The sequence below is a fragment of the Mycobacterium sp. IS-1496 genome, from assembly GCF_001499995.1.
In the GTDB taxonomy this organism is placed as follows: Bacteria; Actinomycetota; Actinomycetes; order Mycobacteriales; family Mycobacteriaceae; genus Mycobacterium.
On sequence record NZ_LQIU01000003.1, the window covers coordinates 13,292 to 36,849 of the forward strand.

Here is a 23,558-nt window from a genome sequence, read left to right on the forward strand (position 1 = left end):
GTCACCGTTTAGTTCAAAGCGGACCGCTGCAGGCGGTAGTCCGATCGAGCCAACGGTCTCATTCCGCCGATCTCCCGCTGCCAGGTGAAAAACCCTCGGCCGCAGCAGCCCCGCCGTCCCCCGGATAAGCAGGCACGCGTCGCCTTAGTTGGCGTTGTCTTCGCGTCCGCACCGAGTCCGGAAGGACCCGCGATGACGATCATTGATGACACTCTCCAGACCTCGGTCAGAAGGCCGTCGACCCGTACCCAGGACGACTACTCAGACGTCCCCGACATGTTCCGGCTCCTGGCAGCGCTGTCCGCCGATGCTCCCGAGCACGGACGGCAGCGTGAACGCATCGTGACGCGATGCCTTCCGCTGGCCGACCACATCGCGTTCCGCTATCACCGCAAGGGGGAGAACCTCGACGATCTCGTGCAGATCGCCCGGGTGGGACTGATGCATGCGGTCAACCGCTTCGACCCGGAAAACGGCGCCAACTTCCTGTCGTTCGCGGTACCCACGATGCTCGGTGAGATCCGGCGCCACTTCCGGGACAACGGGTGGGCGATGCATGTCCCGCGCCGACTCAAGGACCTGCACGTGCAGATCACCCGGGCCACCCCGCGTCTGACGCAGTCGCTGGGCCGTGCGCCCACCGCCACCGATCTGGCCGCCGAGCTGGGGGCCGACCGGCAGGAAGTGGTGGAGTGCCTGGTGGCCGGCGATGCCTACAGCCTGCGGTCCATCGACAGTCCCATCTCGTCGGCGGACGATACGACCCGTTCGCTCGCCGACACCCTCGGCGAGGTCGACGCCGACATGGAACACATCACCGATCGCGAATCACTGCGTCCGTTGCTGGCGGCGCTCAGTGAACGCGAGCGGACCGTGATCAGCCTCAGGTTCTTCGCCTCGATGACGCAGACACAGATCGCCGAGCAAATCGGTGTGTCGCAGATGCAGGTCTCACGCATCCTGGCCAAGACACTGCAGCAGTTGCGGGACGGGATGAGCTGACGCCCGGTCAGCCCGCGGTGCGCTCCCGTACGGCGATCGCGATCTCGTTGCGACGCCGGAACGGCAGCGTCCACGGCGGATCGTAGAACCACGCCGCCGGTTCGCCGACAGGATCGAAATCGCTGTCGCGCAATGCGTTTCGAAGTTCTTCGGTGCGTCCAGCGACGGCCCCCGGCCCGCGGTCGCCGGTGAAGGTGAGCACTGCGACCGTTTCGGGGGGCACCACCGTCAACCGCACGCGTTCGTCGTTCGGGGTGGGAAGCGTGTCCATGGTCCACTTGGACGGCATGAAGAACCGGATCGTCCACTCACCGGCGGCGCCCGCCGACTGCGCCACCGGAGCAGTCATGGCGATGGTGGTTCCGCGCTGCTGGGTGACGGGCGCCGTCATCGCGATCTCGGTGTCGTGACGGTTGCCCCCGAAGATGTACCCCGCGAGGCGACGGAATCCTTCGTTGCGCGAGGCTTCCTCGTCGGCCGAGACCGTGGTCTCCGCGGCGATGCGCTGGTCGTAGCGACGGATCTCGACCGACGCCGAGAGGCGCTGCGTCGTGTGCGCAGGCTCCTCGGTGCCGTGCCGGATCCCCACGAGAGCCCCCACACCTTCGGCCACCTGGCCGGCAACCCGAAACACTGAATCGAACACGGTGACCGTCCCTTCGTCGGGGGACGGTTAGCCGGTGGCGATCGGCGGCAAACGGAGCCGGGCGGGGTGTCACGAACGCGACACCATCGGCGGGATCACACCAGGTTTGACACATGATCACTTCTGGGAACAGAGGTCCCGACGCCTCGACGTGAGGCTGTGACCAGGAAGGACCAGCGCAATGGCTGACGACAACAGCGGCAACACCGGACCCGAGGAAGCCGTCAAGGGTGCGGTCGAAGGGGTGAAGGGCAAGGCCAAGGAGGTCGCGGGCGCAGTGCTCGGCCGTGACGACCTCTACCGGGAGGGGCAGGCGCAGCAGGACAAGGCCGACGCCCAGCGCGACGCCGCCAAGAAGGAGGCCGAAGCCGAGGCCGCGCGCGGATCGGCCAAGGTCGCCGAGGAGCGGCAGAAGTCGGAACAGACTGAGAACTGACCGACGCGCACAGACGGCCGGCCCGCACCCGCGCACGGTGCGGGCCGTTCGTGTCCGCGGGTCATGTCAAGGCCGTGCGAGCCAGGTGACGGACCCGGTTCTTGTCCACCTTGCCGTTCGTCGTCAGTGGCAGTGCGTCGACGAACAGCACGTGGCGGGGCCGCTTGAACCCGGTGAGCCGGGCCCGAACATGCTCGATGAGCGCGGATTCGCTGGGCCGTCGACCCTCGACCGCGACGACGACCGCGCACACCGCCTCGCCCCAGTACTCGTCCGGCACACCGACCACGGTGGCCGAAGCCACGTCCGGGTGGCGGCTCAGGACGTCCTCCACCTCGCGGGAGGACACGTTCTCCCCACCGGTGACGACGATGTCCTTGCGGCGGTCCACCACGTACAACCCACCGTCGGCGTCGAGGCGTCCGATGTCGCCGGTGGCCAGCCACCCGTCAGCATCCACCGCGGGGCGATCGGGCCAGTAGCGGGTGGCCACTTGCTCTCCGCGGATCAGAATCTCGCCGTCGCCACCGATCCGGACCTCGACATGCGGATGGGGCCGTCCCGCGCCGGCCAGGATCGCGGGTCGCCCGGCGAGTCCGCGCCGGTGGTCGTCGGGGCCCAGGAAGGCGACGTTGCCCCCGGTCTCGGTCATGCCGTAGCCCTGGTGGAAGTCGACGTCGAGGCGATCCAGCGCGGTGCGCAGCAGGTCGGCCGGGATGGCGGCGGAGCCGTAGGCGATCGACCGCAGTGTCGGCAGAGTGACACCGGTGGCCTGCAGGTGGTCCAGCAGTGCGTGCAACATGGTCGGCGCCAGCGAACAGGCGGTCACCGCATGCCGGTTGATGGTCGCGGCGATGGCGTCGGCCCGGAATTGCGCCGCGAGCACCACGGTCGCGGCGACGGCGTGCTGCACGAGCATGTTGTAGCCGGCGACGTGGCACATCGGGAACGGCAACAGATACACCCCGCCACGGGGCACGGCCCGGCCGATGACCGATCCGTGGACCGCGGCCAGGATCGAACGGTGGCTGTGCACAACACCTTTCGGGACCCCGGTCGACCCGCTGGTGAACAGCAGCCAGGCCGGATCCTCGGGTGCGCACCGCGCGTCGACGACGGCGTCGGCCGGTGCGGCGACGAGCTCCGGTGACTCGGCCGCCACCACATGCCGCACCGAGGGGACCAGCGTGGGCAGTTCGGTGAGTTGTTCCAGGTAGGGCCGGTCGCCGATGACCACGGTGGGTTCGGTGACGGCCAACTGGGTGTACTGCTCGGCGGCCTTCAACCGCTGGTTGATCAACGTCAGCACGCGGCCGGCGCGCGGCACCCCGTAGTACAGCCGTGCGTAGGCGGTGCTGTTGTCGGCGATGACCGCGATGCGGTCACCAGGTCGGCTGTGGGCCGCGACCCATCCGGTGACCGAGCGGATCTGCCGGTCGAACTGTGCGAACGACGTGATGGCGCCGTCGGGTCCGATGACGGCCGGGCGGTCCGGATCCGCGGCGGCCGCGGTGGTCACGAGGTGGTGCAGGAGCGTGCTCAGCGCGGTACTCCGAGCGCGAGCACCGCCGCATCGTCTTCGACGCCTGCGCCCAGGTCGGCCAGCAGGTTCCGCAACGTCTCGACGATTCCGGTCGCGGTGGTGGGCGCGTGCGCGCGGGCCAGTTCCATCAGCGCGTCGTGGTCGTCGTAGCGCTCGGCGCCGCTGCCGATCCGGGCCTCGGTGACGCCGTCGGTGTACATCACCAGCGTGTCACCGGCGCCGAGGTGTACGCGCGCCGAGGCGAATCGGGCGTTGGCGAAGATGCCGACGGCCTGACCGCCCTCGGTGTTGACCTTGTGAACGCTGCCGTCGGCCCGCAGGAGCAGCGCCGGTGGATGGCCACCGCTGGCCAGGTGCACGTCGAAGCCACTTCCCTGGTGGATGAGCACTCCGAAGATCACGGTGCAGAAATGCGAACGGTCCGAACCGAATTCGTTGAGCAGGACAGTGTCGAGATTGTGAAGCACCGCGACCGGATCGTCGTCGAACACCGCGGCAGCCCGCAGCGTGTAGCGGGTCAGCGACGCGACGGTCGCCGCGGTGACACCCTTGCCGCAGACATCGCCCAGAAAGAACGCCGACCGGCCGTCGGCCAGCGCGAACAGATCGTAGAAGTCGCCGCCGACCTCGTCGTGCGATGCCGCATGCAGGTGGGCGCAGGCTTCCAGACCCGCCGGCGCAAGGAGGGCGGGCGGCAGCAGCGACTGCTTGAGCGTGCGGGCCAGCGTGGTCGCCCTGGCCCGTTCCTGTTCGGCGCGTTGCCGCTCGGCCAGGAGTTCGCGTTCGTAGGCCCGCCGGTCGCTCGCGTCCTGAAGTGCGAACCGGATCGTCGTCGGCTTCCCCGACGCGTCGGTCTTGACGTTCGCGGCGATCAGGGCGGGCAGCCGGGTTCCGCCTTCGGCGACGAGATCGACTGCGACGCCTTGTAATTCACCCGTCAGGTGCAGCAGGGGCGCGAAGTGGGTCTCGAAGTGGATCCGGCTCCCGACGGTCAGTAGTTCGGTGAACGGTGTGCCGATCAGCTCGCCCCGGGAGCGGCCGAGCCAGCGGGCCAGCGTCTCGTTCACCGCGGTGATACGCCGGTCGGGCCCCGTCGCGAACTGGCCGCACGGCGCGAGCTCGTAGAGGTCCTCGACAGACTGCTCCGGTGCGGGTGCCGCACCCTCGGGGCCGGTCACGTCGACCGGGCGAATGCCGCGATGGCCTCGGCAGTCTCCTGCGGGGCGCTCAGATGAGGGCAGTGGCCGGTGGTCTCCAGGGTGACCAGTGTGCTGCCCGCGATGTGTCCGTGCACGAACGCGCCGACGCCCCGGGGAGCGATCGCGTCGTATGCGCACTCGATGACCAACGTGGGCACACACACGCCGTCGAGATCGGCACGGTTGTCCGACAGAAAGGTCGCGCGCGCAAAAACACGTGCGCGGGTCGGGTCGGTGCGACAGAAGCTCTCGGCCAGCTCCTCGGACAGTTCGGGCTGCTCCGGTGCGCCCATGATGGTCGGGGCGATCGCGCGCGACCACCCGAGGTAGTTGCTCTCCAGGGATTCGAGGAGCTCGTCGATGTCGGCCCGGGAGAAGCCGCCCCGGTAGTCGCCGTCGTCGACGTAACACGGTGACGGTGTGAGCAGGACGAGTTTGGCGAACCGGCCGGGATCGGAGCAGACGGCGAGAACACCCATCATCGCCGCGACCGAATGCCCGACGAACACGACGTCGCGCAGGTCGAGTTCGCGGACGAGTTCGAGGATGTCGTCGGCGTATCCGCGCAGTGACGAGTAGCGATCGGCGTCCCATGCGCCGGGGTCCGACGCTCCTGAGCCCACGTGGTCGAACAGGACCACCCGGAACTCCGGGGCCAACCGCGCGGTCACCAGACGCCACAGATTCTGGTCGCACCCGAACCCGTGCGCGAGCATGACTGTGGGCCCGTGGTCGGCCCCGACGATCCGGACGTTGTTCCGTGAGCGCACATCCATCGAGACGATCATTTCATCCCCGGCAGGTGCGGGAGGGACTCAGAGCGGAATTTCAGCACTCGACGTGGTGCCGGTGATGACGTCGAGGCGTCCCGACACGGCCCCGATGCGGTCCCCGAGGCCGGCCGGGGAGCAGGTTCGGGACCGATTGCGTCCGGCCGGTCACACTCACGGGCCAACGGTAGAACGCCCAGCCGTCAGTTGCTGACGCTCTCCGTGGCAAGAGATTTGGCCCACCGGTAGTCGGCCTTGCCCGCGGGTGAACGAACGACCTTCTCGGTCCGGATGAACACCTTGGGCAGCTTGTACCGGGCGATCGAACGGGAACACACCTCGGCGAGTTCCTCGTCGGTCGCCGAAGCGCCCTCGGCGAACTGCACGACTGCCACGACCTCGCTGCCCCACCGTTCGGAGGGTCGGCCGACCACCACGACGTCGTATACCGCCGGATGCGCGGCGACCGCCCGTTCCACCTCCTCGGCGAAGATCTTCTCGCCGCCGGAGTTGATCGTCACCGAATCACGGCCCAGCAGCTGAATTCGACCGTCTGGCAGAACATTCGCCCGGTCACCCGGTACCGACCAGCGGACCCCGTCGATGGTCGGGAACGTCTTCGCGGTCTTGGCCGCGTCTCCGAGGTAGCCGAGCGGGACGAGGTCGCGCCGTGCCAGCCAGCCCTGACCCTCGCCGGGTTGCAGCACCCGGGTGAAGTCGGCGGACACGACCGCGGTGTCGTTCTGCGGGGTGAACGTCGCGGCCTCGACCTCGGCGCCCGCGCTGGCGTAGGTGCTCATCTGCGCGCCGGACTCCGACGACCCCACCGCGTCCATGACGATGACGTGCGGCAGCGCGGTGAGGATGCGGTCGCGCACCGTCGGCGACAGCGGTGCACCGCCGTTGGTCAGCGTCACCAGGCCAGACAGGTCGTAGTCACCCCGTTCGATCTCGTCGAGCAGGGGGCGGGCGACCGCGTCGCCGACCATCGGGATGCTCAGCACCCGCTCGCGGGCGGCGACACGGAGCGCATCGTCGGGGTGGAGGCGGTCGACGTGGTCGGGGATGGCCAGCCGGCCGCCCATCGTCACCGCGTTGAAGGCGGCCCACTGCGCAGCGCCGTGCATGAAGGGCGGGATCATCAACAGCCCCATCGCTCCTGCGCCGGAGCGCGCCCGTTCGGCGAGTTCCCCGTACGAGGCCAGAAACGTGTCGCTGCCGAACGGCCGCCCGCCCATCGAGGACAGGAAGATGTCGTGCTGGCGCCACAAGACACCCTTGGGCATCCCGGTCGTGCCACCGGTGTAGAGGATGTAGAGATCGTCACCGGTCGGCACGGGCATCCCGGCCGCGGGCGCGGGCGTCGTGACGATCGATTCGTAATCGACTGCGCCGGGGAGCAACTCATTATCCGAGTCGTCGGCGACCTGGATCAGCACGCGCAGGTTCGGCAGCCGGTCCCGGACCGCGGCCACCTGAGGTGCGAACTCCGCGGCGTAGACGAGTGCCTTCGCGTCGGCGTCGGTGAGCAGGTAGGTGAGCTCTTCGTCGACGTAGCGGTAGTTCACGTTGAACGGAGCGACCCGCGCACGGTAGCTGCCGATCATGGCCTCGAGATACTCGTTGCCGTTGCGCAGGTAGATCCCGAGATGGTCCTGCCCGGATTCGTGGCCCTCCAGCCGGTCGCGTTCGGTGTGGCAGCCCAACCCGACGGAGGCCAGATAGTGCGCGACGCCGTCCACCCGGGCGTTGGTCTCGGCGTAGCTGAGCCGACGGTCCCGCCACACCAGGAACGTGTTGTCCGGAACCGCTTCGGCGACCGTCTTGAACACGGTCGACAGATCGAAACTCACACCACCGTGGGTCATGCGCTTGACCATACAGCCATCAGATATCCGTATGGTCGGAGGTCTCAGGCCGGGTGCAGACCGCTGCCGGTCAACACGGTCGGCTGCCATCCGCGCGGGCCGACGCACAGCAGTGGCCTGCCGTCGGGGGCCTGGGCGGTCGACTGTGGTCCGGGGCACGGTGCGCCGATGTCCTGGACGCCGTGGAGTGCGTAAGTCGTCGTCCAGAAGCCGGTGTACACCGGTGGCCACTGGTTGGGGATCCACTTGCACTGCAGCGGCTCACCGCCACGGCCGCGGCCGAACACGTTGCGCTCCCAGCTGTAGCAGGGCGCCCCGAGCTTGGCCTCGTAACTCATCCCCGGTACGTCGGTCGGATACCGGCCCGGATCGTCGTGGTAGTCGGTGGACGGGTCTGCCACGGCGCCCGGCGCCAATCCGACAGCGGCTCCCGCGATCGTCGCGGCGACGAAGAGTTCACGAAACATGTCCCACCCTCACGGCTGACTCGATGGCCTCGCGGCAAAGCGTAACCGGTGGCCCACGGGCGCGACCGCTTTCCGCCTACTCCGCGGAGTCGTCGGGCGTGTTCGCGTCGAGCACGCTGACCGCGATCCCGTACGGCAGGAACCGCACCTTGCGGGTCGGGTCGGTGTTGTTCTTGTTGGCCCGCAGCGCGTCGAGCTCGGTGGGGTACACCTGCTCGATGTGGGCGCCGCCGTCGGCGTCGACGGTGAAGATCGCCCACACGCCGTCGCCGGTCTCACCGGTGGTCTCCGGTTCGGTCCGCGGACGGCTGAACCGCCCCAACTCGTCGAGCAGCGCGCTCCATCCGGCACGCTCACCCGAGGTGGTGAAGAACCGGCCGACACCTTCCAACGCCTCGCGGGCGACCCGGTCGAAGTCGTCGGGGTCGAAACCGAATGGTCCGTTGTTGCTCATTGCCGTCCTCCTCAAGTACCGCAACACTCACGGTACTCACAGTTCGATCCCGGGCGCGACAGAGAGGCGACCATATGCCCTTCACCCAGTCCGACCTGCTGTCCGCCGTCGAACGCTCACCGCGCCTGGCGGCCGCCCACGACCGTGCCGGATGGGTGGGCCTGTACACGCCCGACGCCCAGATCGAGGATCCGGTCGGCAGCCGGCCGCACCGCGGCACCGATCGCATCGACCGCTTCTACGCGACGTTCATCGCTCCGCGCGACATCACCTTCCACGTCCGGACCGACGTGGTGGTCGACGACACGGTCATCCGCGACGTCGATCTGGAGGTCCGGATGTCCCCGCACGTGACGATGCACATCCCCGCCGTCCTGCGTTACGACCTCGCCGGGGTGGGCGGGGATCTCAAGATCACCCGTCTGCGGGCGTACTGGGAGTTGCCGGTCATGGTCGGCCAGTTCCTGCGCAGTGGACCTCGGGCGGTCCCGGTCGGCGGCGCACTCGGCGTCGCGCTGCTGCGCAACCAGGGGTTCGCCGGTGCGGCGGGGTTTCTCGCGGGGCTGCGCGGTGCGGGTGCGGCAGGCAAGGGCGAGGTCGACCGGTTGCTGCGCGACGCCGCGGCCGGGGACGAGGTCGCGGTGCGACGCAGGCTCGGCAGGGGTACGCGGGTCACCGTCGGCGATCACGCCCCGATGAGCGGTGCAGAGCTGCTCGCCATGCTGGCCGGCGCGCGGTGCGACAAACTCCTCGCCGCTGGACGCCACGTGGTGGCCGCTCTGCGTAGGCCGGACGGCGAACCCGCGGTGGTCATCGCCGACGTCGAGGCCCGGCCGGTCACGATCACACGCCTCCGTGTCTTCGCGCGGTTAACCGGGCAGGACCGCGGGTAGACCTGCCCCGTGAGCACACCCAGCGATGAAGCCGACAAGAACGAGACCGACGTCGGCGAGGACCAGAAGGTCGCCTCCTCCCGAGCGGGGAAACAGGACGACGACGAGGCCGGCACCTACGTCGGCCGCACCGGCAGCGACGACGCTCTCGATGACGAGCAGACCGGCGCGGAGGCCCGCGCGCAACAGCAGGGCAACTGAATCGGGGCGGGACGGCCCGGTTGCACCTCACCTGAACTCGGACATGAGACGGTATGACGACCATGTCTGACCGCCAACACATGACCTACGAGGACTTCGGACGCAGGTTCTTCGAAGTCGCCGTCACCGAGGAACGGGTCGGCGCGGCGATCGGCGAGATCGCCGGCGACGCGTTCGAGATGGGCCCGATGGGTCAGGGGCCGGGCGGTATCGCCAAGGTCACCGCCCGGGTGAAGATCCAGCAGCCCCGGGTCACCCGCCACGTCGGTGAGATGATCACGTTCGCGATCCGAATACCGCTCGAGATCGACATGACCGTCGATCTACGCATCGACAAGCCGAAATTCGTTGTGTACGGAGAGATCTCGTTACGGGCGTCGGCGCTGGCGGCGCATCCGCTGTTGCTCATCCTCGACGTCAAGAAGCCGCGGCCGTCCGACATCTCGATCCACGTGACGTCCAAATCGCTGCGCGCCGAGGTGGTCCGCGTGATCGGCGGTATCGACTCCGAGATCAAACGCTTCATCGCCGCCCACGTCGCAGGGGAGATCGAGAGCCCCGAGTCCAAACAGGCGCAGGTCATCAACGTCGCCGAGATGATCGACGAGTCGTGGACCGGTATCTGAGGCGCCCTGTTTCCGGAGCGTGAACCGTTTCGACGTCGAGGTGGCCGACGTGGAGGCTCACGGTTTCACCGGCGCCAGATGCGGCCGCCGCGGCGCGAGCCCCTCGCCGCTGGACACGCCCCGCAAGTGTCCCCACAGGTGCGGCACGAACATGTTCCGCGTCCATGACACCTGGGAGGCCGCGCGTGTCCGGAACGACGGCTGCTCGGCACACGCGCCCGCGGCCGCCCAGCTGTGGTCGCTGCCGGGCAGGGCGAGCGCTTCGGCCGCGGCTGCGGCGAACAGCCGGTGTCCCTTGGCCGAACCGTGCACCCGGTCGGCGCTCCAGGTGTCGGGTTCGCGCATCGACTCGGCGTGAAAAAGGTCGACGAGCCGGAACCCGTGCCGGTGCGCGGCGGTGCGGATGACACCGTTGATCCGGCGCACCCGCCCGGCGATCAGCCTGCCCACCGGGAGGATCGCGGTGATGTCGGGGAACATCGTGGTGACGACCGTGGCGCCGGTGGCGGCCAACCTCGCGTAGACGGCGTCGAGATCGGCCAGCGCCGCGCCGAACGACCGGCCGGGCCGCGTCACGTCGTTCATCCCGATGCAGACGGTGACCAGGTCGGGCCGCATCGACAGCGCCAGGGGCAGCTGGTCGTCGAGGACGTCGGCGATCCGGCGGCCACGTACGGCCAGGTTGGCGTACGCGAGCCCGGGGTAGAGCGTGTTCAGATGAGCGGCCAGCCGGTCGGCGAATCCGATCAAGCCACCGTCGTCGTCGCGGTCCCACAGCCCCTCGGTCTGACTGTCACCGATCGCGACGTAGCGTGCATATCCGGTCACGGTCAAACCCTCAGCGGCGGAACGGTTCTGCGAGCGTCTCGGCGACGATCCCGTAGGCGACGTCTTCTTCGGCATGCACACCGGGGAAGAAGTAGTAGCCGTGCGGCATCCCCTCGGGGAAGTACTCGACGGTCCGGCCCCCGACGGCCCGGATCCGCTCTCCGAACGCTCTGGCGGAGTCGACGATCGGGTCGTGGGTGCCGGCCGTTATCACCGTGAGCGGGTATCCCGTCAGGTCGCCCTCGATGGGGCTGACCCACGGATGGTCCCACGGCGTCGGGCCGACGTAGGCGCCGCGGATGAATCCCGCGAAGGCCATGTCGTAGACGATCCCGCGAGGGGCCTGGGTGCGGAAGGAGTCCCAGCGTTCGAAGTGGAAGTCGGGCATGGCGCCGAGCATCACCACCGCGTCGGGCACCCGAACGTTCTCGTCGCGGGCTCGCAACGCCAGTGCCGCAGCGAAATTCGAGCCCGCCGAGTCGCCGGCCACCGCGATTCGACCGGTGTCGCCGCCGAGGAGTCCGGCATCGGCCGCCACCCAGCGGTACACGTCGAACGCGTCGTCGAGCGGAGTGGGGAACATGAACTCGGGTGCGGACCGGTAGTTCGCCGAGACGACCAGCGCGCAGTTGGTGAACGCCAGCTTGCGGGCGAGGAAGTCGCAGTCCTCGGACACGCCGACGGTGAACCCGCCGCCGTGGTAGTAGACGATCACCGGCAGCCGCTCGTCGGACGCAGCCGACCTCGGCCGGTACAGCTGGCACCGGGCCACCCCGTCGCGCACCGGCAGATACACCTGGTCGACGTCGACGTCCGGCACCGCCTGCGCCCCGCTGGGCGGGACCAGGGCCGGGTCGGGCTGATGTCCGTCGCCGATGTAGCCGCTGCGCACCGGTTGGATCATCAGGTCCCGCAACGCGACCGGTCGCCGGTTGTTGGCGATCACCCGGTACATGGGCATCGCCGGATCGTCGGGTGCGATGTAGCTCAGGCCGTCGACGGTCACGGGTGCGGTGACGTCCACCTGACCGGCGGGCACGCGGCGCAGTGCGGCGGGGATCACGCCCGGAAGCCTACGGAGGTGTTCGATCCCGTTCACGCGGGTACGCCTGAAATGCCTCCGAGAAAGGACCGCATATGCCTAACGAACTACAGGGCCGCAAGATCGCCATCCTCGCCGCGGACGGTGTGGAGAAGGTCGAACTCGAACAGCCACGCGCCGCGGTGGAGACGGCGGGCGGACAGGTCGAACTGCTGTCGGTCAAGACCGGTGAGATCGAGGCGCGCAATCACGACCTCGAACCCGCGGGCTCGTTCTCCGTCGACCGCGCGGTCGGCGAGGCGAAGGTCGACGAATTCGACGCGCTCGTCCTGCCCGGCGGCACCGTCAATCCCGACAAGCTGCGCCTCGACGAGTCGGCCGTGGCGTTCGTGCGCGACTTCGTGCGTTCCGGTAAGCCGGTCGCCGCGATCTGCCATGGCCCGTGGACTCTGGTGGAGGCCGACGTTGTGCGGGACCGCACACTCACGTCGTACCCCAGCATCCGCACCGACCTGCGCAACGCCGGGGCGACCGTCGTCGATCAGCAGGTCTGCATCGACGGGAACCTGATCACCAGCCGGTCGCCGAAGGATCTGCCCGCCTTCTGTCAGGCGATCACCGATCAGTTCGCCAACACTCCCGCGCACACCTGATCGATGGCCTCCGTCGTCATCGTCGGCAGCGGGTTCACCGGCTTCGAGTGCGCCCGCCACCTGGCCCGCAAGCTGCGCAAGAGTGAGACACCCGGTTCCGAACCGGTCGAGATCACGATCATCTCGCCCGTCGACTACATGCTCTACACACCGCTGCTGCCGGATGTGGCAGGCGGTCTGGTGGACGCCCGGTTCGTCACGATCCCGTTGGCCAACAGCCTGCGCGGTGTGCGGGTCGTGCGCGGGCGCGTCGACGAGGTGGACTTCGACGGGCACACCCTGACGTTCACCGACCCCGAGGAGCGGGTCCGCAGCATGCCGTGGGACCGCCTGGTCCTCACGCCGGGATCGGTGACGCGGCTGTTCGACGTCCCCGGCCTGGCCGAACACGCCCGCGGGCTCAAATCGACCGCGGAGGCGCTGTACCTGCGCGACCACGTCCTCGAACAACTCGAGCTGGCCAACATCGACGAAGACCCCGCGCAGGCCGCGTCACGGCGGACGATCGTCGTGGTGGGCGCGTCCTACTCCGGGACGGAACTGGCCGTCCAACTGAGGGCGCTCGCCGACGCGGCGGCCCAGCAGATGGGCTTCGATCCCGACAGCGTGCGGTTCGTGCTCCTGGACCTCGCCGAGCAGGTGATGCCGGAGGTCGGGGAGAAGCTCGGCGCCGCGGCCCAACGCGTGTTGCGCGGCCGGGGTGTCGACGTGCGACTGGGCGTGACGCTCAAGGAGGTGCACGACGACCACGTCCTGCTCACCGACGACACCCGGATCGACACCCGCACCGTCGCGTGGGTCACCGGCGTCACCGGCGCACCCCTGATCGAGACGCTCGGACTGCCCACCGAGAAGGGGCGGCTGAAGGTGGACGCGGACCTGCAGGTCCCCGGCCACCCCGACGTCTTCGCGGCCGGTGACGCGGCCGCCGTGCCGGATCTGACCCAGTCGGGCGCGATCACGCCGCCCACGGCGCAGCACGCCACCCGGCAGGGAAAGGTGTTGGCGCGCAACGTCGCGGCGAGTCTGGGACACGGCACCAAGAAGCTCTACAAACACCGCAACATGGGTCTGGTGGTCGATCTGGGCCCGCGGTACGCGGTGGCCAATCCGCTCGGCGTGCGATTGTCCGGGCTGCCGGCCAAGGCCGTGACCCGGGCCTACCACCTGTACGCCATCCCTCGGTTCGTCAACCGCTGGGCGGTGTCGCTGGCCTATCTGACCGATGTGTTCTTCGCCCGGTCGGTGGTCTCGATCGGCCTCTCGTCCGCCGAGGACGCCCGCTTCTCCGCGAGCGAGGGCATACCGATGCCGAAAGGCGACTGATTCAAACTGCCCCGAGCGGGAACAGTAGAGCCATGGCTACCTATCGCGTGTTGAATCCGAAGGGTGAGGTCGTCTCGACCACGGACATCGAGAGCGCCGACGACGCGCATGCCTGGTTCGTCGAGCAGGTTCCTGGCAACGAACTGGGCTACCGGATGGAGGTCAAGGTCGAAGAGGACCGCTGGGACTTCGTCGACGACAGCGAGGGTGACCGCTCGTACTGATCAGCGGCGTACCGTGGCACGGTGCCGAAACTCAGTGCCGGACTGCTGCTCTACCGCATCGTCGACGGCGTCGTCGAGGTCCTGCTCGGCCACCCGGGGGGACCGTTCTGGGCGCGCCGCGACGACGGCGTCTGGTCGATTCCCAAGGGGGAGTACACCCCCGACGAAGATCCGTGGGTTGCCGCGCAACGGGAGTTCGCCGAGGAACTCGGCTCACCGGTCCCCGCGGGCGAACCGCTGCGTCTGCGACCGGTGAAGCAGGCCGGGGGCAAGGTCGTCACGGTCTTCGCCGTCCGCGGTGACCTGGACCCGCAGGCAGCGGTGAGCAACACGTTCACCCTCGAGTGGCCGAAGGGCTCGGGCACGCTCAGGGAGTTTCCCGAAATCGACCGGGTGGCATGGTTTCCGGTGGAGGCGGCGCGGACGAAGCTGCTCGCTGGTCAGCGCCCGGTGCTCGATGAGCTGTCGGCCGTTGTCGGCGCAGAACGCGGGTAGGGCGGACGTCGATCGCGTTGACGGTGAGCGCCCGACCGTGGATGCGCCAGCCCGCCGGTGTGCGCTGGTATTCGTCGTCGTAACGCAGGTGCCACACCACGTCGGTGGCCTCTTCGTCGGACATGCTCCAGTGATGGGCCATGCAGGTGATGCGGCCCAGCGCGTATCCGCGCTCGGCCGTCTCGGCGTACACCTCGCCGACGATCGCGTGCTCGGTGCGCTCCACGCCCGACAGACCCGCCATCGCCGCACGGACACCGTCATGCCCGTGCAGATGCCGTGTCGGGGTGAGGACGCGAGGCGGGTCGGGCAGCCGCATCTCCGCGGTCTCGGTGAACAACTGCACCACGTCGTCGAACCGGCGGTCGTCGACGGCGGCGGCGTACAGGTGGACGAGGTCGGTCAGTGCGAGCCGATCGGCCACGCTGAGCGTCACGAGATCAGCCCGAGTCGCAGGGCGCACGCCGACACCGCGTCGGTCGCCTCGTCGAGCGAGGTGACCGGCGGCATCGCCAGCACCACCCGGTCGGCTCCGAGTGCGGCGAGCTTCTCGGCGCGGGCCGCGTCGATCTTGGTCACGAGGTGTCCGAGAGACAGTTCGAGCGCATCGGGGTTTCGGCCTGAATCGCTTGCAGCGCGACGCATTTCGGTGACGAGCTCGCCGAGCTCGGCGCCGGCCACGCCCAGGGGTTGAAACCCGTCACCCAGGCGTCCGGCGCGTCGGGCTGCCGCCCGGCTGTGTCCGCCGATGTGGATGGGCACGCGCGCGGACGGCTTCGGGTAGCACATCGCGTGGTCGAAGTCGAAGAAGCGGCCGTGGAAACTGGCCCCGTGCGGATTGTCGTCCCACAGCGTGCGCAACACCTGGATCTGCTCGTCGGAGCGCCTACCGCGCGTGGTGAAGTCGGCGCCGCACGCGCTGAGTTCCTCGGCCAGCCACCCGGTGCCGACGGCGAGGCGCACCCGGCCGCGCGACAGCGCGTCGACGGTGGCCACCCGCTTGGCCAGCACCACCGGGTGGTGGTTGGGCAACACCAGAACTCCGGTCGCCAGCCCCAGCCGCTCGGTGTGCGCGGCGAGAAAGGCCAGCAGGTCCAACGGATCGGGCACCGGCGTGTCGGCGGCGAGTTCGGCGCGTCCGGACGGGTCGTAGGGATAGACGCTGGTGTACTGCGTCATCAGCACGGTGTGCTCGACCACGACGATCGACTCGAAACCGCACGCCTCGAGGTGCCGCGCGAATGCCGCCATCCAGGTCGGGTCGGCGGTGACCCCGGCGGCGACCGGCGCGACGACGGCGTATTTCACGGGACCGGCAGCCCGTTGCTGCGCCGGATCGCCTCGGAATGCCAGAGCGTCGCGGCGACATCGGCTTCCCGGTTGAACCGCTCTCGGTACTCGCCGTCCGCTGATACGGTCGCGGGCAGCACCTTCAGCGCGTCGCGCCGGGGCAGTCGGGGATGTCGGGCGAGGTAGACCTCGCCCTTACCGCCGGTTCCCAGCAGTCGCAGAAGGTGTAGCCCGCGAACGTCGCCCCCTCGGCCAACGGCATGGCGCGATAGTACAGATCGGCGTTCGTGGGTGGGCGAAGGTCGACGAGGACACGACGAAGGGCGAATCCGTGGCAACGCTTCACGTGGGCGGGCAACCGCTACCCGGCACGTTCACCAACCGTTTCCTGGCGCACCTGCAGGTGGCCGCGGGCGCGCGGTTCGCGTCGGGCAAGGGGTTCTTCCTGACGATCGCGCACACCGGTGAGGGCGGCGCCGAGCAGACCGTGAGCCACTGGATCCATCCCGGTCTGCCGGTCAGCTTCGGCTATGACGTCACCGACGGCGACGGCGGACGGGTAGCACCGGAATCGTTGCAGGACAGCGAGATCGAGGAGATCACCGCCGCCATGGACACCCCGTACGGCGTTCGCGGCAGCGACGGCCTGTGGTGGCCGTTCACCGACGGGGCGTAGCGCCTACAGGTCCAGCGTCAGCTGCTGCCCGTGCGGCGCGCGCGACACACACGTCAGCATCATCCCGGCGGCGCGTTCCGGATCGGTCAGGAGTGTGTCGCGGTGGTCGACGGTGCCGCCGAGCACCCGGGTCCGGCATGTTCCGCAGAACCCCTGTCTGCAGGAGTACGCGGTGTGCACACCCGACCGGTTCAGAGCGCTGAGCAGGGTTTCGTCGGCGGCCACCGCGACCACCGCCCCTGTCGAGGCGACCGACACCGAGAACGGCGCGCCGTCGACGACGGGCGGGGCGGCGAACCGCTCGAAGTGCAGTTCGACCTGGGCGCGTCCGGCGAGTGCGGACCGCACGGCGCTCAGCATCGGCGCCGGCCCGCAGGCGTACACGGTGGTGCCGTCCGGGCACTCACCGAGGAGATCCTCGGCTGTCGGCACACCCCCGATCTCGTCGGTGTGGATGCGCACGTGGTCGCCGTAGCCGGCGACCTCGTCGAGGAACGGCAGGCTGGCGCGACTGCGGCCGGCGTAGGTCATGGTCCACGGCACGCCGAGTCGCTGCGCCGCCGCGAGCATCGGCAGGATCGGGGTGATGCCGATACCTCCGGCGACGAAGTGCAGCCGTCGGGCGGGGGATCCGTAACCGGGCAGCGTGAGCGGAAAGGCGTTGCGGGGCCCGTACGTTCCCACGGTGGCGCCGGGGCGCAGCTGCCCGTGCACCTCGACCGACCCGCCACCGCCGTCGGCGATGCGCCGTACCGCGATCCGGTAGCTGTTCCGTACCGAGGGATCGCCGCACAGCGAGTACTGCCGGATTCGCCCGCTGGGCAGGTGCACGTCGAGGTGTGCGCCGGGGTGCCAAGGCGGCAGTGCGCCGCCGTCGGCCGCAGTGAGCGTGAGCGCGACGACGTCCTCGTCGTGTGCGACCACCCGGCGGTCGGTGACGGCGAGCGTGATCAGGTGTTCGTGCGATTGCGGTTCGGAGATGTCGCGGACGCGGCCCGACAGGGCCCAGAGCGCGGAGATGGCGGCATCGGCGACGCCGATGGACAGATCGTGGCGCAACCGGCCGAATGCGCTCGGCGGCGCCTGCCGGAACCGGTTGAGTGGCTGCATCTACAGGTGCGCGGCCCGCGCCGCCGGGGAACTGGCGAGGTAGGCGACGGCCTGCGCCGTCGACCCCATCTCCTCGGGGGAGAACCCCGGCCGGAAGTACATCAACGTGTTGCCGCCGAACAGCTTCCGATAGCGGGGCAGCAGACCCAGCTTGGAGTCGCGCATCCGCAGCCGGTTGAAGCGCCACCAGCCGATGTCGGTGTTCGGGTCACACTTCACCAGATACCAGGCCGCGCGCTGGAAGAACACGAAGATCATCGCCACCGCGATGGACATCGCCCTGATCCGGTCGAGGTAGCTGTCGTGGAAGTGGACCGCGACGTCGTGGGCGACGCTGCGGTGCTCGACCTCCTCGCTGCCGTGCCAGCGGAACAGGTCGACCATGGTCGGGTCGGCGCCGAAGTCGTCCCATGCGCAGTTGAGGGCGAAGTCGCCCATGACCGCGGTGTAGTGCTCGATGGCCGCGATCAGCCACAGCCGGTCGCACAGGTGGTTGAGCCGCCGCTTCGGATCGGTGGACGTGCTCGGCGCCAGCATGCGGCCGAACACGTACTCGATCTGGTCGAGGATCGGCTTGGGGTCGATGCCGTGGGTTTCGAGGAAGTCGTGCAGAACCTGCTCGTGCACGTCGGCGTGGGTGGCCTCCTGGCCGATGAAACCGCGCATGTCCTCGGCCAGCCGGGGATCCCGCACCAGCGGCAGCGCCTCGTTGAAGGTGTCGACGAACCAGCGTTCGGCCGCGGGCAGCACGATGTTGAGCAGGCTGACGACGTTGGACGCCACCGGATGGCCGGGAATCCAGTGCAGGTGGCTGCCGGTGACGTCGAAGGCCACCCGCCTGGCCTGGATCTGCACGGGACCCGGATCGATCTCCACGTCGAAGCGGCGCGGTCGCAGCATCGCACACCTCCTCCTGCCGGTGACGCCCGCAGTCTACGACGGTTAGGTGGGAACGCAGGTTTCGGCTAACGCCGGGCTGTCAATACGTCGTGCCATGGCGGGGATCAGCGACGTTCTCGACTGGGCCAAGCACCAGGTGTCGTCCAGGGTGCCGAAGGCGGACCTGGACCAGCGCGACGCGGACTACATCCGCGAGCAGCTGCCCGGCACCTGGCTGCTCGCGTCGCTGTACTTCCGGGCCGACGTGCGGGGCCTGGACCGCATCCCGGCCGACGGGCCCGTGCTGCTGGTCGGCAATCACAGCGGCGGCAACCTACCGCCCGACACCTTCGTGTTCACGCTGGCCTTCTGCTCGTATTTCGGTGTCGAGCGGCCGTTCTACCAGTTGGCGCACAATCTGGTGGTGTCGGTCCCGGGCCTGGGGTGGCTGCGCAAATTCGGCACGGTGGCAGCCAATCCCGACAACGCCCGGCTGGCGCTGGAATCCGGGGCGGCGCTCCTGGTCTATCCCGGCGGTGACTACGAGGTGTTCCGTCCGTCGTGGGAGCGGCACCGGGTCGACTTCGGCGGCCGGAAGGGTTACGTGAAACTGGCCCGTGATGCGGGTGTGCCGATCGTGCCGGTGGCCAGTGTGGGCGGCCAGGAGGCGGCGCTGTTCCTCGACCGCGGCCAGTGGCTGGCGCGGTTGTTGATGGTGGACAAGATGGCGCGGTTGAAGAGCGTGCCGATTTTGCTGGCGCCACCGTGGGGACTGGTGGTCAGCGACCTCATCCCGCGACTGCCGTTGCCGACGAAGATCGTCATCGAGGTGCAGGAGCCGATCGCGGCCGCCGACATCGCCGACGCCGACGACGACGTCATCAACGACAAGGTGGTGGCGAGCCTGCAGGGCGGGGTGGACCGGCTGGCGGCGGAGCGACGATTCCCGGTGCTGGGCTAGGGGTGACGCGATGAGGCTCGAACGGCGATGTGTGCTCGACGCCGACCGCGACACGGTGTGGAAGGTGGTCAGCAACCCGGACTGCTATCCGGAGTTCATGGCGAGCCTGGAGCGCTGGGAGACGGTGACCGAGGGTCCGCCCGACGTCGGATCCCGGTTCACCGTGCACTGGAAGGTGGGCTCGGTGCCGATCGGCGGCATCGTCGAACTCGTGGAATTCGATCCGCAGCGCGACCTGGCGTGGATCGGCATCACCGGGGTGACGCTGCGCGGCCGCTTCCGGTTGCGCGACGGCAACGACGGCCGCACCAAGGTGACGTTCCGGCTGTCCTACGAGGCGCCGGGCGGGGTGCTCGGCCTGATCGCCGACCGGGTCGCGGCCCGGCAGGTCGGGCGAACCATGTCCGAGACGCTCAAGCGGCTCAAGGCCATGGTGGAGAGCTGACCGTTTCGGGCGGTGCGCGGCGGGTAGTCCCGGCCCATGGCTGAAGCGACGAAGCGGGCACTGGTCACCGGCGCATCCACGGGTATCGGGTTCGAACTGGCCGAACTGTTCGCCCGGGATGGTTACGAGCTGGTAATCGCGGCCGACGAGGCGCAGATTCACGTTGCCGCACAGGAACTTTCGCGAATCGGTCGCCAGGTGACGCCGGTCGAGGTGGATCTGCGCACCGAGGAGGGCGTGGCCTCGCTGTACGCGAAGGCCACGGCGGACGGCCGACCATTGGACGCGGCGGCGATCAACGCCGGGATCGGACGGGCCGGGCGGTTCGTCGACGGCGACCTCGCCGAAGACCTCTCGATCGTCGACCTCAACGTGCGCTCCACGGTGCACCTGGCCAGGCTGGTGCTGGGCGACATGGCCGAACGGGGCAGTGGCCGGGTGCTGTTCACCTCGTCGACCGTCGCCGCGATGCCCGGGTCCAACCAGAGCATCTACAACGCGTCGAAGTCGTTCGTGCAGAGCTTCGCCGAGGCACTGCACGACGAGATGCGCGACAGCGGGGTGACGGTCACCGCGCTGATGCCCGGTCCCGTCGACACCGAGTTCTTCACCCGCGCGAAGATGCGCAACACCCCGGTCGGCGGTCCGCTGCCCAAGGACGATCCGGCGGACGTGGCCCGGCAGGGTTACGAGGCGATGATGCGCGGCGATCGGAAGGTGGTCGCGGCGTCGCTGATGTCGAAGGCGCTGGGTGCGGCCAACATGGTGCTGCCCGACGCGATCAAGGCACGGATGAACCGGCTGATCGCCAAGCCGATGGGTCGCTGAGGTCAGCCGACGGGGGGCGGAGTCCCCGCGCCCGGCGCACCCTGGATCGGCACGATCGGGGTGGGCGTCACCGTCGTGATGCCGTTGGACCCCACCCGGGGTCCGCCTGCCGGCTGCAACGCCTTGAGGCGGTCGGCGGCGGCCTGGCTGCAGTCCAACATCAACAGCATCTTGCCGCCGGACGTCAGCTTCTGGGTGTCGACCAGGCAACTCGACTGCGGCAGCACGCTGCCGAACGAGCCGCCGAAGGTGGCCTTCACACCCTGGGCGCGCAGGATCTGCAGCGCCTTGGTGTAGGGCTCCCCGACGACGTTGTAGCTGCCACCCGGCTGGGACGCGGCCACACCCGTGCCGATCACGGCTGCGGCTCCGGCGGCCAGCACTCCGGCGCCGAGCGTCACGAGCTTCTTCAACATGGCCTCCGTCGGTTGTGGTGCGGTGCGAACATATCGCAGCGGTGACGAATGTGAAACCGGAGAACGGCACTCCGGCGTTACAGCCCGCCCTACACCGCAGGCTGCACCAGCGAACCCATCACCGCGCCGAGCGCCGCCGCGCGGGGGTCGGTGAAGACGTCCTCGACCAGGCGTTGGCGTCCGTCCGGACCCCGGAGCGGCACCCGCCAGTTGGGGTACTCGTCACTGGTGCCGGGCTGATTCTGGGTCTTCAGGTCGCCCACCGCGTCGGCGAGGGACAGCGAGAGCAACCGCGACGGGGTCCGGCCCAGATACCGGTGCAGGGCCAGTATCACGGCGTCGGAATCCGGTTCCGTGTCGCCGTCGTGGGCGGGGAGCAGGCCGACCCGGCGCAGTTCGGACAGCCATGCGGCCTGCGCCGCCCGGTCGTCGGCGAGTTCCTCGGCCGCCGGACGCGTGAGCAGCCCCAACTCATCGCGCAAGCGGACGTGTTCCCCGGCGAGGTATCCGGCGGTGGGCGGCAGGTCGTGGGTCGTCACCGCCGAGAGGCAGAACTCCCGCCACCGCTCGGCGGGCAGCGGTCCGCCGTCCCCGTCGCGGTCCTGTTCGAACCACAGGATCGACGTGCCGAACAGCCCGCGGTCGTGCAGGTAGTCGCGCACCCACGGTTCGACGGTGCCGAGGTCTTCACCGACCACCACCGCCCCCGCCCGGTGCGCCTCGAGCGCGACGATGCCGATCATCGCCTCGTGGTCGTAGCGGACGTAGGTGCCGTCGGTCGGAGCGGCGCCGCGTGGGATCCACCACAGCCGGAACAGGCCGATGATGTGATCGATCCGGACGCCGCCCGCATGCCGCAGCACCCCGCTGACCAGCGCGCGGAACGGTTCGTAGGCCCGCTCGACGAGCTGGTCCGGGCGCCACGGCGGCTGCGACCAATCCTGGCCGAGCTGGTTGAACTCGTCGGGCGGGGCGCCCGCGGTGACGCCGAGGGCCAGTACCTCCTGCAGTGCCCACGCGTCGGCGCCGTCGGGATCGACCCCGACCGCGAGGTCGTGCATGACCCCGATGTCCATCCCGGCGCCGATCGCGGTGGCGTGCGCCGCGGTGAGCTGCTCGTCGAGCTGCCACTGCAGCCAGCGGTGGAAGTCGACATCGTCGGCGTGCTCGGCGGCGTACGCGGCCACCGCCTCGTTGCGTGGATGCTGCAGTTCGGCCGGCCAGTCGTGCCAGTCGTTGCCGTACTTCTCCGCCAGTGCGCACCAGACCGCGAAGTCGTCGAGGGCACGGCCTTCACGCGTTCGGTACCCCGCGTAGGAGAGCTCCCGTCCGGCCGACCGCTCGACGAGGTAGATGGCCGCCAGTGCCGCCCGCTTGGCCCGCCAGGCCGAATCGCGATCGACGAGTTCCTTGCGGCGGGCGCGGGCCTGCACTTCGGTCCGCGAGCGCCGCAATCGGCCCCGGTGGCGCAGTTCGCCGTACTCCGGGATCGCCTCCGGCCGCAGATACAGCGGGTTGACGAACCGGCGGGAGGTCGGCAGGTACGGCGACGGTTCCATCGGCACGGCGGGCGCTGCCGCATGAAGGGGGTTGACCAGGATGAACCCGGCGCTGTGCCGCGTCGCCGACCACACCGCGAGGTCGGTGAGGTCGGTCAGGTCGCCGACTCCCCACGAACGCTGGGAGCGGACGCTGTAGAGCTGGGTGGCCAGTCCCCAGCTGCGCCGGGCCCCGAGTCGCGGCGGCACCGGAAGGGTCGCGGGGGAGACGATGAGCGGCGCATCCGCCTCCAACGTCCCGCTCCGCATGTGCACCCGGTGGTAACCCAGCGGCAGATCGGCCGGCAGCTCGAAGCTCGCCTCACCGACCTGTCGCCCGTCGAGGTCGAAAGGCGGTGTGTCATTGCGTAACTGGTGAAGCGCCGTGCGGGTCGACCCGTCTTCGAGCGCGACCCAGACCTCGACCGGGTCACCGTGGGTGACATGCACCCAGAACGACGACGTGCTCCCGGTGCGGCCCAGGATCGTGGGCGGCAGGGACCGCTGCCAGTGATCGCGGTCGTGCTCGGCGAGCGCGGCGGCGCGTTGCTCGTCGTCCGCCGCGGCGACGCCCAGCGCGGCGAGCACTGCGATCAGCGTCGACTCGGGCACCGCGACCTGTGTGCCGGCCCAGTCCTCGTAGTGGGTGGCGACGCCGTAGCGGGCGGCGAGTTCGACCAGGGACGGGGACAGTTCGGTCATACCTGACCATCCTGCCGGTAGCGGCGCGTGAGCGCGGGAC

Annotated in this window: 27 protein-coding genes and 2 pseudogenes; 13 read left to right on the forward strand and 16 right to left on the reverse strand. The window is 69.3% G+C overall.

Going from position 1 to position 23,558, the window contains the following annotated elements; genetic code table 11:
* The first annotated feature begins 192 nt into the window (after positions 1 to 192).
* Positions 193 to 1,002, forward strand: coding sequence for an RNA polymerase sigma factor SigF (locus tag AU195_RS02715; protein WP_059157528.1), 810 nt, complete (start codon positions 193 to 195; stop codon positions 1,000 to 1,002).
* 7 nt (positions 1,003 to 1,009) lie between these two features.
* Here the strand turns inward: AU195_RS02715 and AU195_RS02720 are convergent, their stop codons facing one another.
* Positions 1,010 to 1,648, reverse strand: coding sequence for an SOUL family heme-binding protein (locus AU195_RS02720; protein WP_059157529.1), 639 nt, complete (start codon positions 1,646 to 1,648; stop codon positions 1,010 to 1,012).
* A gap of 181 nt (positions 1,649 to 1,829) precedes the next feature.
* On the opposite strand from AU195_RS02720, the gene mbp1 reads away from it, so the two are divergent.
* Positions 1,830 to 2,084: a microaggregate-binding protein 1 gene (gene mbp1 / locus AU195_RS02725; protein WP_059157530.1), complete on the forward strand. Its 255-nt coding sequence runs from the start codon at positions 1,830 to 1,832 to the stop codon at positions 2,082 to 2,084.
* 61 nt (positions 2,085 to 2,145) lie between these two features.
* On the opposite strand, the gene AU195_RS02730 is transcribed toward mbp1, so the two are convergent.
* From AU195_RS02730 to AU195_RS02755, 6 genes are all read right to left on the reverse strand, one after another.
* Positions 2,146 to 3,603, reverse strand: a complete 1,458-nt coding sequence (locus tag AU195_RS02730; RefSeq protein WP_286149111.1) for an AMP-binding protein — start codon at positions 3,601 to 3,603, stop codon at positions 2,146 to 2,148.
* A gap of 20 nt (positions 3,604 to 3,623) precedes the next feature.
* Positions 3,624 to 4,805 carry a PP2C family protein-serine/threonine phosphatase gene (locus AU195_RS02735; RefSeq protein WP_059157532.1) on the reverse strand — a complete coding sequence of 394 codons (1,182 nt, stop codon included), beginning with the start codon at positions 4,803 to 4,805 and terminating at the stop codon, positions 3,624 to 3,626.
* Positions 4,802 to 5,602, reverse strand: a complete 801-nt coding sequence (locus tag AU195_RS02740) for an alpha/beta fold hydrolase (protein ID WP_059157618.1) — start codon at positions 5,600 to 5,602, stop codon at positions 4,802 to 4,804. The genes AU195_RS02735 and AU195_RS02740 overlap by 4 nt, the downstream gene beginning before the upstream one ends.
* A gap of 197 nt (positions 5,603 to 5,799) precedes the next feature.
* On the reverse strand, positions 5,800 to 7,476 hold the full coding sequence (locus AU195_RS02745; protein WP_059157533.1) for an acyl-CoA synthetase: 1,677 nt from the start codon (positions 7,474 to 7,476) through the stop codon (positions 5,800 to 5,802).
* 32 nt (positions 7,477 to 7,508) lie between these two features.
* Positions 7,509 to 7,931, reverse strand: a complete 423-nt coding sequence (locus tag AU195_RS02750) for a hypothetical protein (RefSeq protein WP_059157534.1) — start codon at positions 7,929 to 7,931, stop codon at positions 7,509 to 7,511.
* A 76-nt stretch (positions 7,932 to 8,007) separates the two neighbouring features.
* Entirely contained in the window at positions 8,008 to 8,385 is a 378-nt protein-coding gene (locus AU195_RS02755) for an Rv0313 family protein (protein ID WP_059157535.1), read from the reverse strand.
* Between the two features lie 74 nt (positions 8,386 to 8,459).
* On the opposite strand from AU195_RS02755, the gene AU195_RS02760 reads away from it, so the two are divergent.
* From AU195_RS02760 to AU195_RS02770, 3 genes are read left to right on the forward strand one after another with little or no spacing between them, the layout of a single operon-like run.
* A complete protein-coding gene (locus tag AU195_RS02760; protein WP_059157536.1) occupies positions 8,460 to 9,278 on the forward strand; it encodes a nuclear transport factor 2 family protein in 819 nt (272 codons plus the stop codon).
* A gap of 9 nt (positions 9,279 to 9,287) precedes the next feature.
* Positions 9,288 to 9,479 (forward strand): hypothetical protein, encoded by a 192-nt coding sequence (locus AU195_RS02765; RefSeq protein WP_059157537.1) that lies wholly within the window; start codon positions 9,288 to 9,290, stop codon positions 9,477 to 9,479.
* Positions 9,480 to 9,532: 53 nt separating this feature from the next.
* The gene (locus AU195_RS02770; RefSeq protein WP_059157538.1) at positions 9,533 to 10,105 is read left to right on the forward strand and encodes a hypothetical protein; all 573 of its coding nucleotides are present in this window, start codon (positions 9,533 to 9,535) and stop codon (positions 10,103 to 10,105) included.
* Positions 10,106 to 10,162: 57 nt separating this feature from the next.
* Here AU195_RS02770 and AU195_RS02775 read toward each other — a convergent pair whose 3' ends face one another.
* Positions 10,163 to 10,933: an SGNH/GDSL hydrolase family protein gene (locus AU195_RS02775; protein WP_059157539.1), complete on the reverse strand. Its 771-nt coding sequence runs from the start codon at positions 10,931 to 10,933 to the stop codon at positions 10,163 to 10,165.
* Positions 10,934 to 10,943: 10 nt separating this feature from the next.
* Positions 10,944 to 11,996, reverse strand: a complete 1,053-nt coding sequence (locus tag AU195_RS02780) for an alpha/beta hydrolase (protein WP_059157540.1) — start codon at positions 11,994 to 11,996, stop codon at positions 10,944 to 10,946.
* Positions 11,997 to 12,070: 74 nt separating this feature from the next.
* On the opposite strand from AU195_RS02780, the gene AU195_RS02785 reads away from it, so the two are divergent.
* Genes AU195_RS02785 through AU195_RS02800 form a run of 4 tightly spaced genes read left to right on the forward strand, consistent with a single transcriptional unit; the run spans position 12,071 to position 14,673 of the window.
* Positions 12,071 to 12,628, forward strand: a complete 558-nt coding sequence (locus AU195_RS02785; RefSeq protein WP_059157541.1) for a type 1 glutamine amidotransferase domain-containing protein — start codon at positions 12,071 to 12,073, stop codon at positions 12,626 to 12,628.
* Positions 12,629 to 12,631: 3 nt separating this feature from the next.
* The gene (locus tag AU195_RS02790; protein ID WP_059157542.1) at positions 12,632 to 13,954 is read left to right on the forward strand and encodes an NAD(P)/FAD-dependent oxidoreductase; all 1,323 of its coding nucleotides are present in this window, start codon (positions 12,632 to 12,634) and stop codon (positions 13,952 to 13,954) included.
* Positions 13,955 to 13,986: 32 nt separating this feature from the next.
* Positions 13,987 to 14,178, forward strand: coding sequence for a hypothetical protein (locus tag AU195_RS02795; protein WP_059157543.1), 192 nt, complete (start codon positions 13,987 to 13,989; stop codon positions 14,176 to 14,178).
* Positions 14,179 to 14,199: 21 nt separating this feature from the next.
* Positions 14,200 to 14,673: an NUDIX hydrolase gene (locus AU195_RS02800; protein WP_059157544.1), complete on the forward strand. Its 474-nt coding sequence runs from the start codon at positions 14,200 to 14,202 to the stop codon at positions 14,671 to 14,673.
* Between the two features lie 43 nt (positions 14,674 to 14,716).
* Here the strand turns inward: AU195_RS02800 and AU195_RS25015 are convergent.
* The 3 genes and pseudogenes from AU195_RS25015 to AU195_RS25020 form a co-directional block, all read right to left on the reverse strand.
* Positions 14,717 to 15,136, reverse strand: a pseudogene (locus AU195_RS25015) (nuclear transport factor 2 family protein); the annotation flags it as partial.
* Positions 15,106 to 15,981: an LLM class F420-dependent oxidoreductase gene (locus AU195_RS02805; RefSeq protein ID WP_059157545.1), complete on the reverse strand. Its 876-nt coding sequence runs from the start codon at positions 15,979 to 15,981 to the stop codon at positions 15,106 to 15,108. The gene AU195_RS02805 and the pseudogene AU195_RS25015, both read right to left, overlap by 31 nt.
* Before the next feature lie 26 nt (positions 15,982 to 16,007).
* Positions 16,008 to 16,225 (reverse strand): annotated as a pseudogene (locus AU195_RS25020) (serine/threonine protein kinase); the annotation flags it as partial.
* A gap of 69 nt (positions 16,226 to 16,294) precedes the next feature.
* On the opposite strand from AU195_RS25020, the gene AU195_RS02810 reads away from it, so the two are divergent.
* The gene (locus tag AU195_RS02810; protein WP_059157546.1) at positions 16,295 to 16,639 is read left to right on the forward strand and encodes a DUF7882 family protein; all 345 of its coding nucleotides are present in this window, start codon (positions 16,295 to 16,297) and stop codon (positions 16,637 to 16,639) included.
* A 3-nt stretch (positions 16,640 to 16,642) separates the two neighbouring features.
* On the opposite strand, the gene AU195_RS02815 is transcribed toward AU195_RS02810, so the two are convergent.
* Complete coding sequence (locus AU195_RS02815; protein WP_059157547.1) at positions 16,643 to 17,749, reverse strand: PDR/VanB family oxidoreductase; 1,107 nt, start codon at positions 17,747 to 17,749, stop codon at positions 16,643 to 16,645.
* Complete coding sequence (locus AU195_RS02820) at positions 17,750 to 18,649, reverse strand: metal-dependent hydrolase (protein ID WP_059157548.1); 900 nt, start codon at positions 18,647 to 18,649, stop codon at positions 17,750 to 17,752.
* Positions 18,650 to 18,743: 94 nt separating this feature from the next.
* Here AU195_RS02820 and AU195_RS02825 point away from each other — a divergent pair, with 94 nt between their 5' ends.
* The 3 genes from AU195_RS02825 to AU195_RS02835 are packed head-to-tail and all read left to right on the forward strand — an operon-like array spanning position 18,744 to position 20,862.
* Positions 18,744 to 19,589 (forward strand): lysophospholipid acyltransferase family protein, encoded by an 846-nt coding sequence (locus tag AU195_RS02825; RefSeq protein WP_059157549.1) that lies wholly within the window; start codon positions 18,744 to 18,746, stop codon positions 19,587 to 19,589.
* A 10-nt stretch (positions 19,590 to 19,599) separates the two neighbouring features.
* Positions 19,600 to 20,034: an SRPBCC family protein gene (locus AU195_RS02830; protein WP_059157550.1), complete on the forward strand. Its 435-nt coding sequence runs from the start codon at positions 19,600 to 19,602 to the stop codon at positions 20,032 to 20,034.
* A gap of 36 nt (positions 20,035 to 20,070) precedes the next feature.
* Entirely contained in the window at positions 20,071 to 20,862 is a 792-nt protein-coding gene (locus tag AU195_RS02835; protein ID WP_059157551.1) for an SDR family NAD(P)-dependent oxidoreductase, read from the forward strand.
* 2 nt (positions 20,863 to 20,864) lie between these two features.
* On the opposite strand, the gene AU195_RS02840 is transcribed toward AU195_RS02835, so the two are convergent.
* Both AU195_RS02840 and malQ read right to left on the reverse strand, forming a co-directional pair.
* On the reverse strand, positions 20,865 to 21,275 hold the full coding sequence (locus tag AU195_RS02840; RefSeq protein WP_059157619.1) for a hypothetical protein: 411 nt from the start codon (positions 21,273 to 21,275) through the stop codon (positions 20,865 to 20,867).
* A 92-nt stretch (positions 21,276 to 21,367) separates the two neighbouring features.
* On the reverse strand, positions 21,368 to 23,518 hold the full coding sequence (gene malQ / locus AU195_RS02845) for a 4-alpha-glucanotransferase (RefSeq protein WP_059157552.1): 2,151 nt from the start codon (positions 23,516 to 23,518) through the stop codon (positions 21,368 to 21,370).
* Between the last annotated feature and the right edge of the window lie 40 nt (positions 23,519 to 23,558).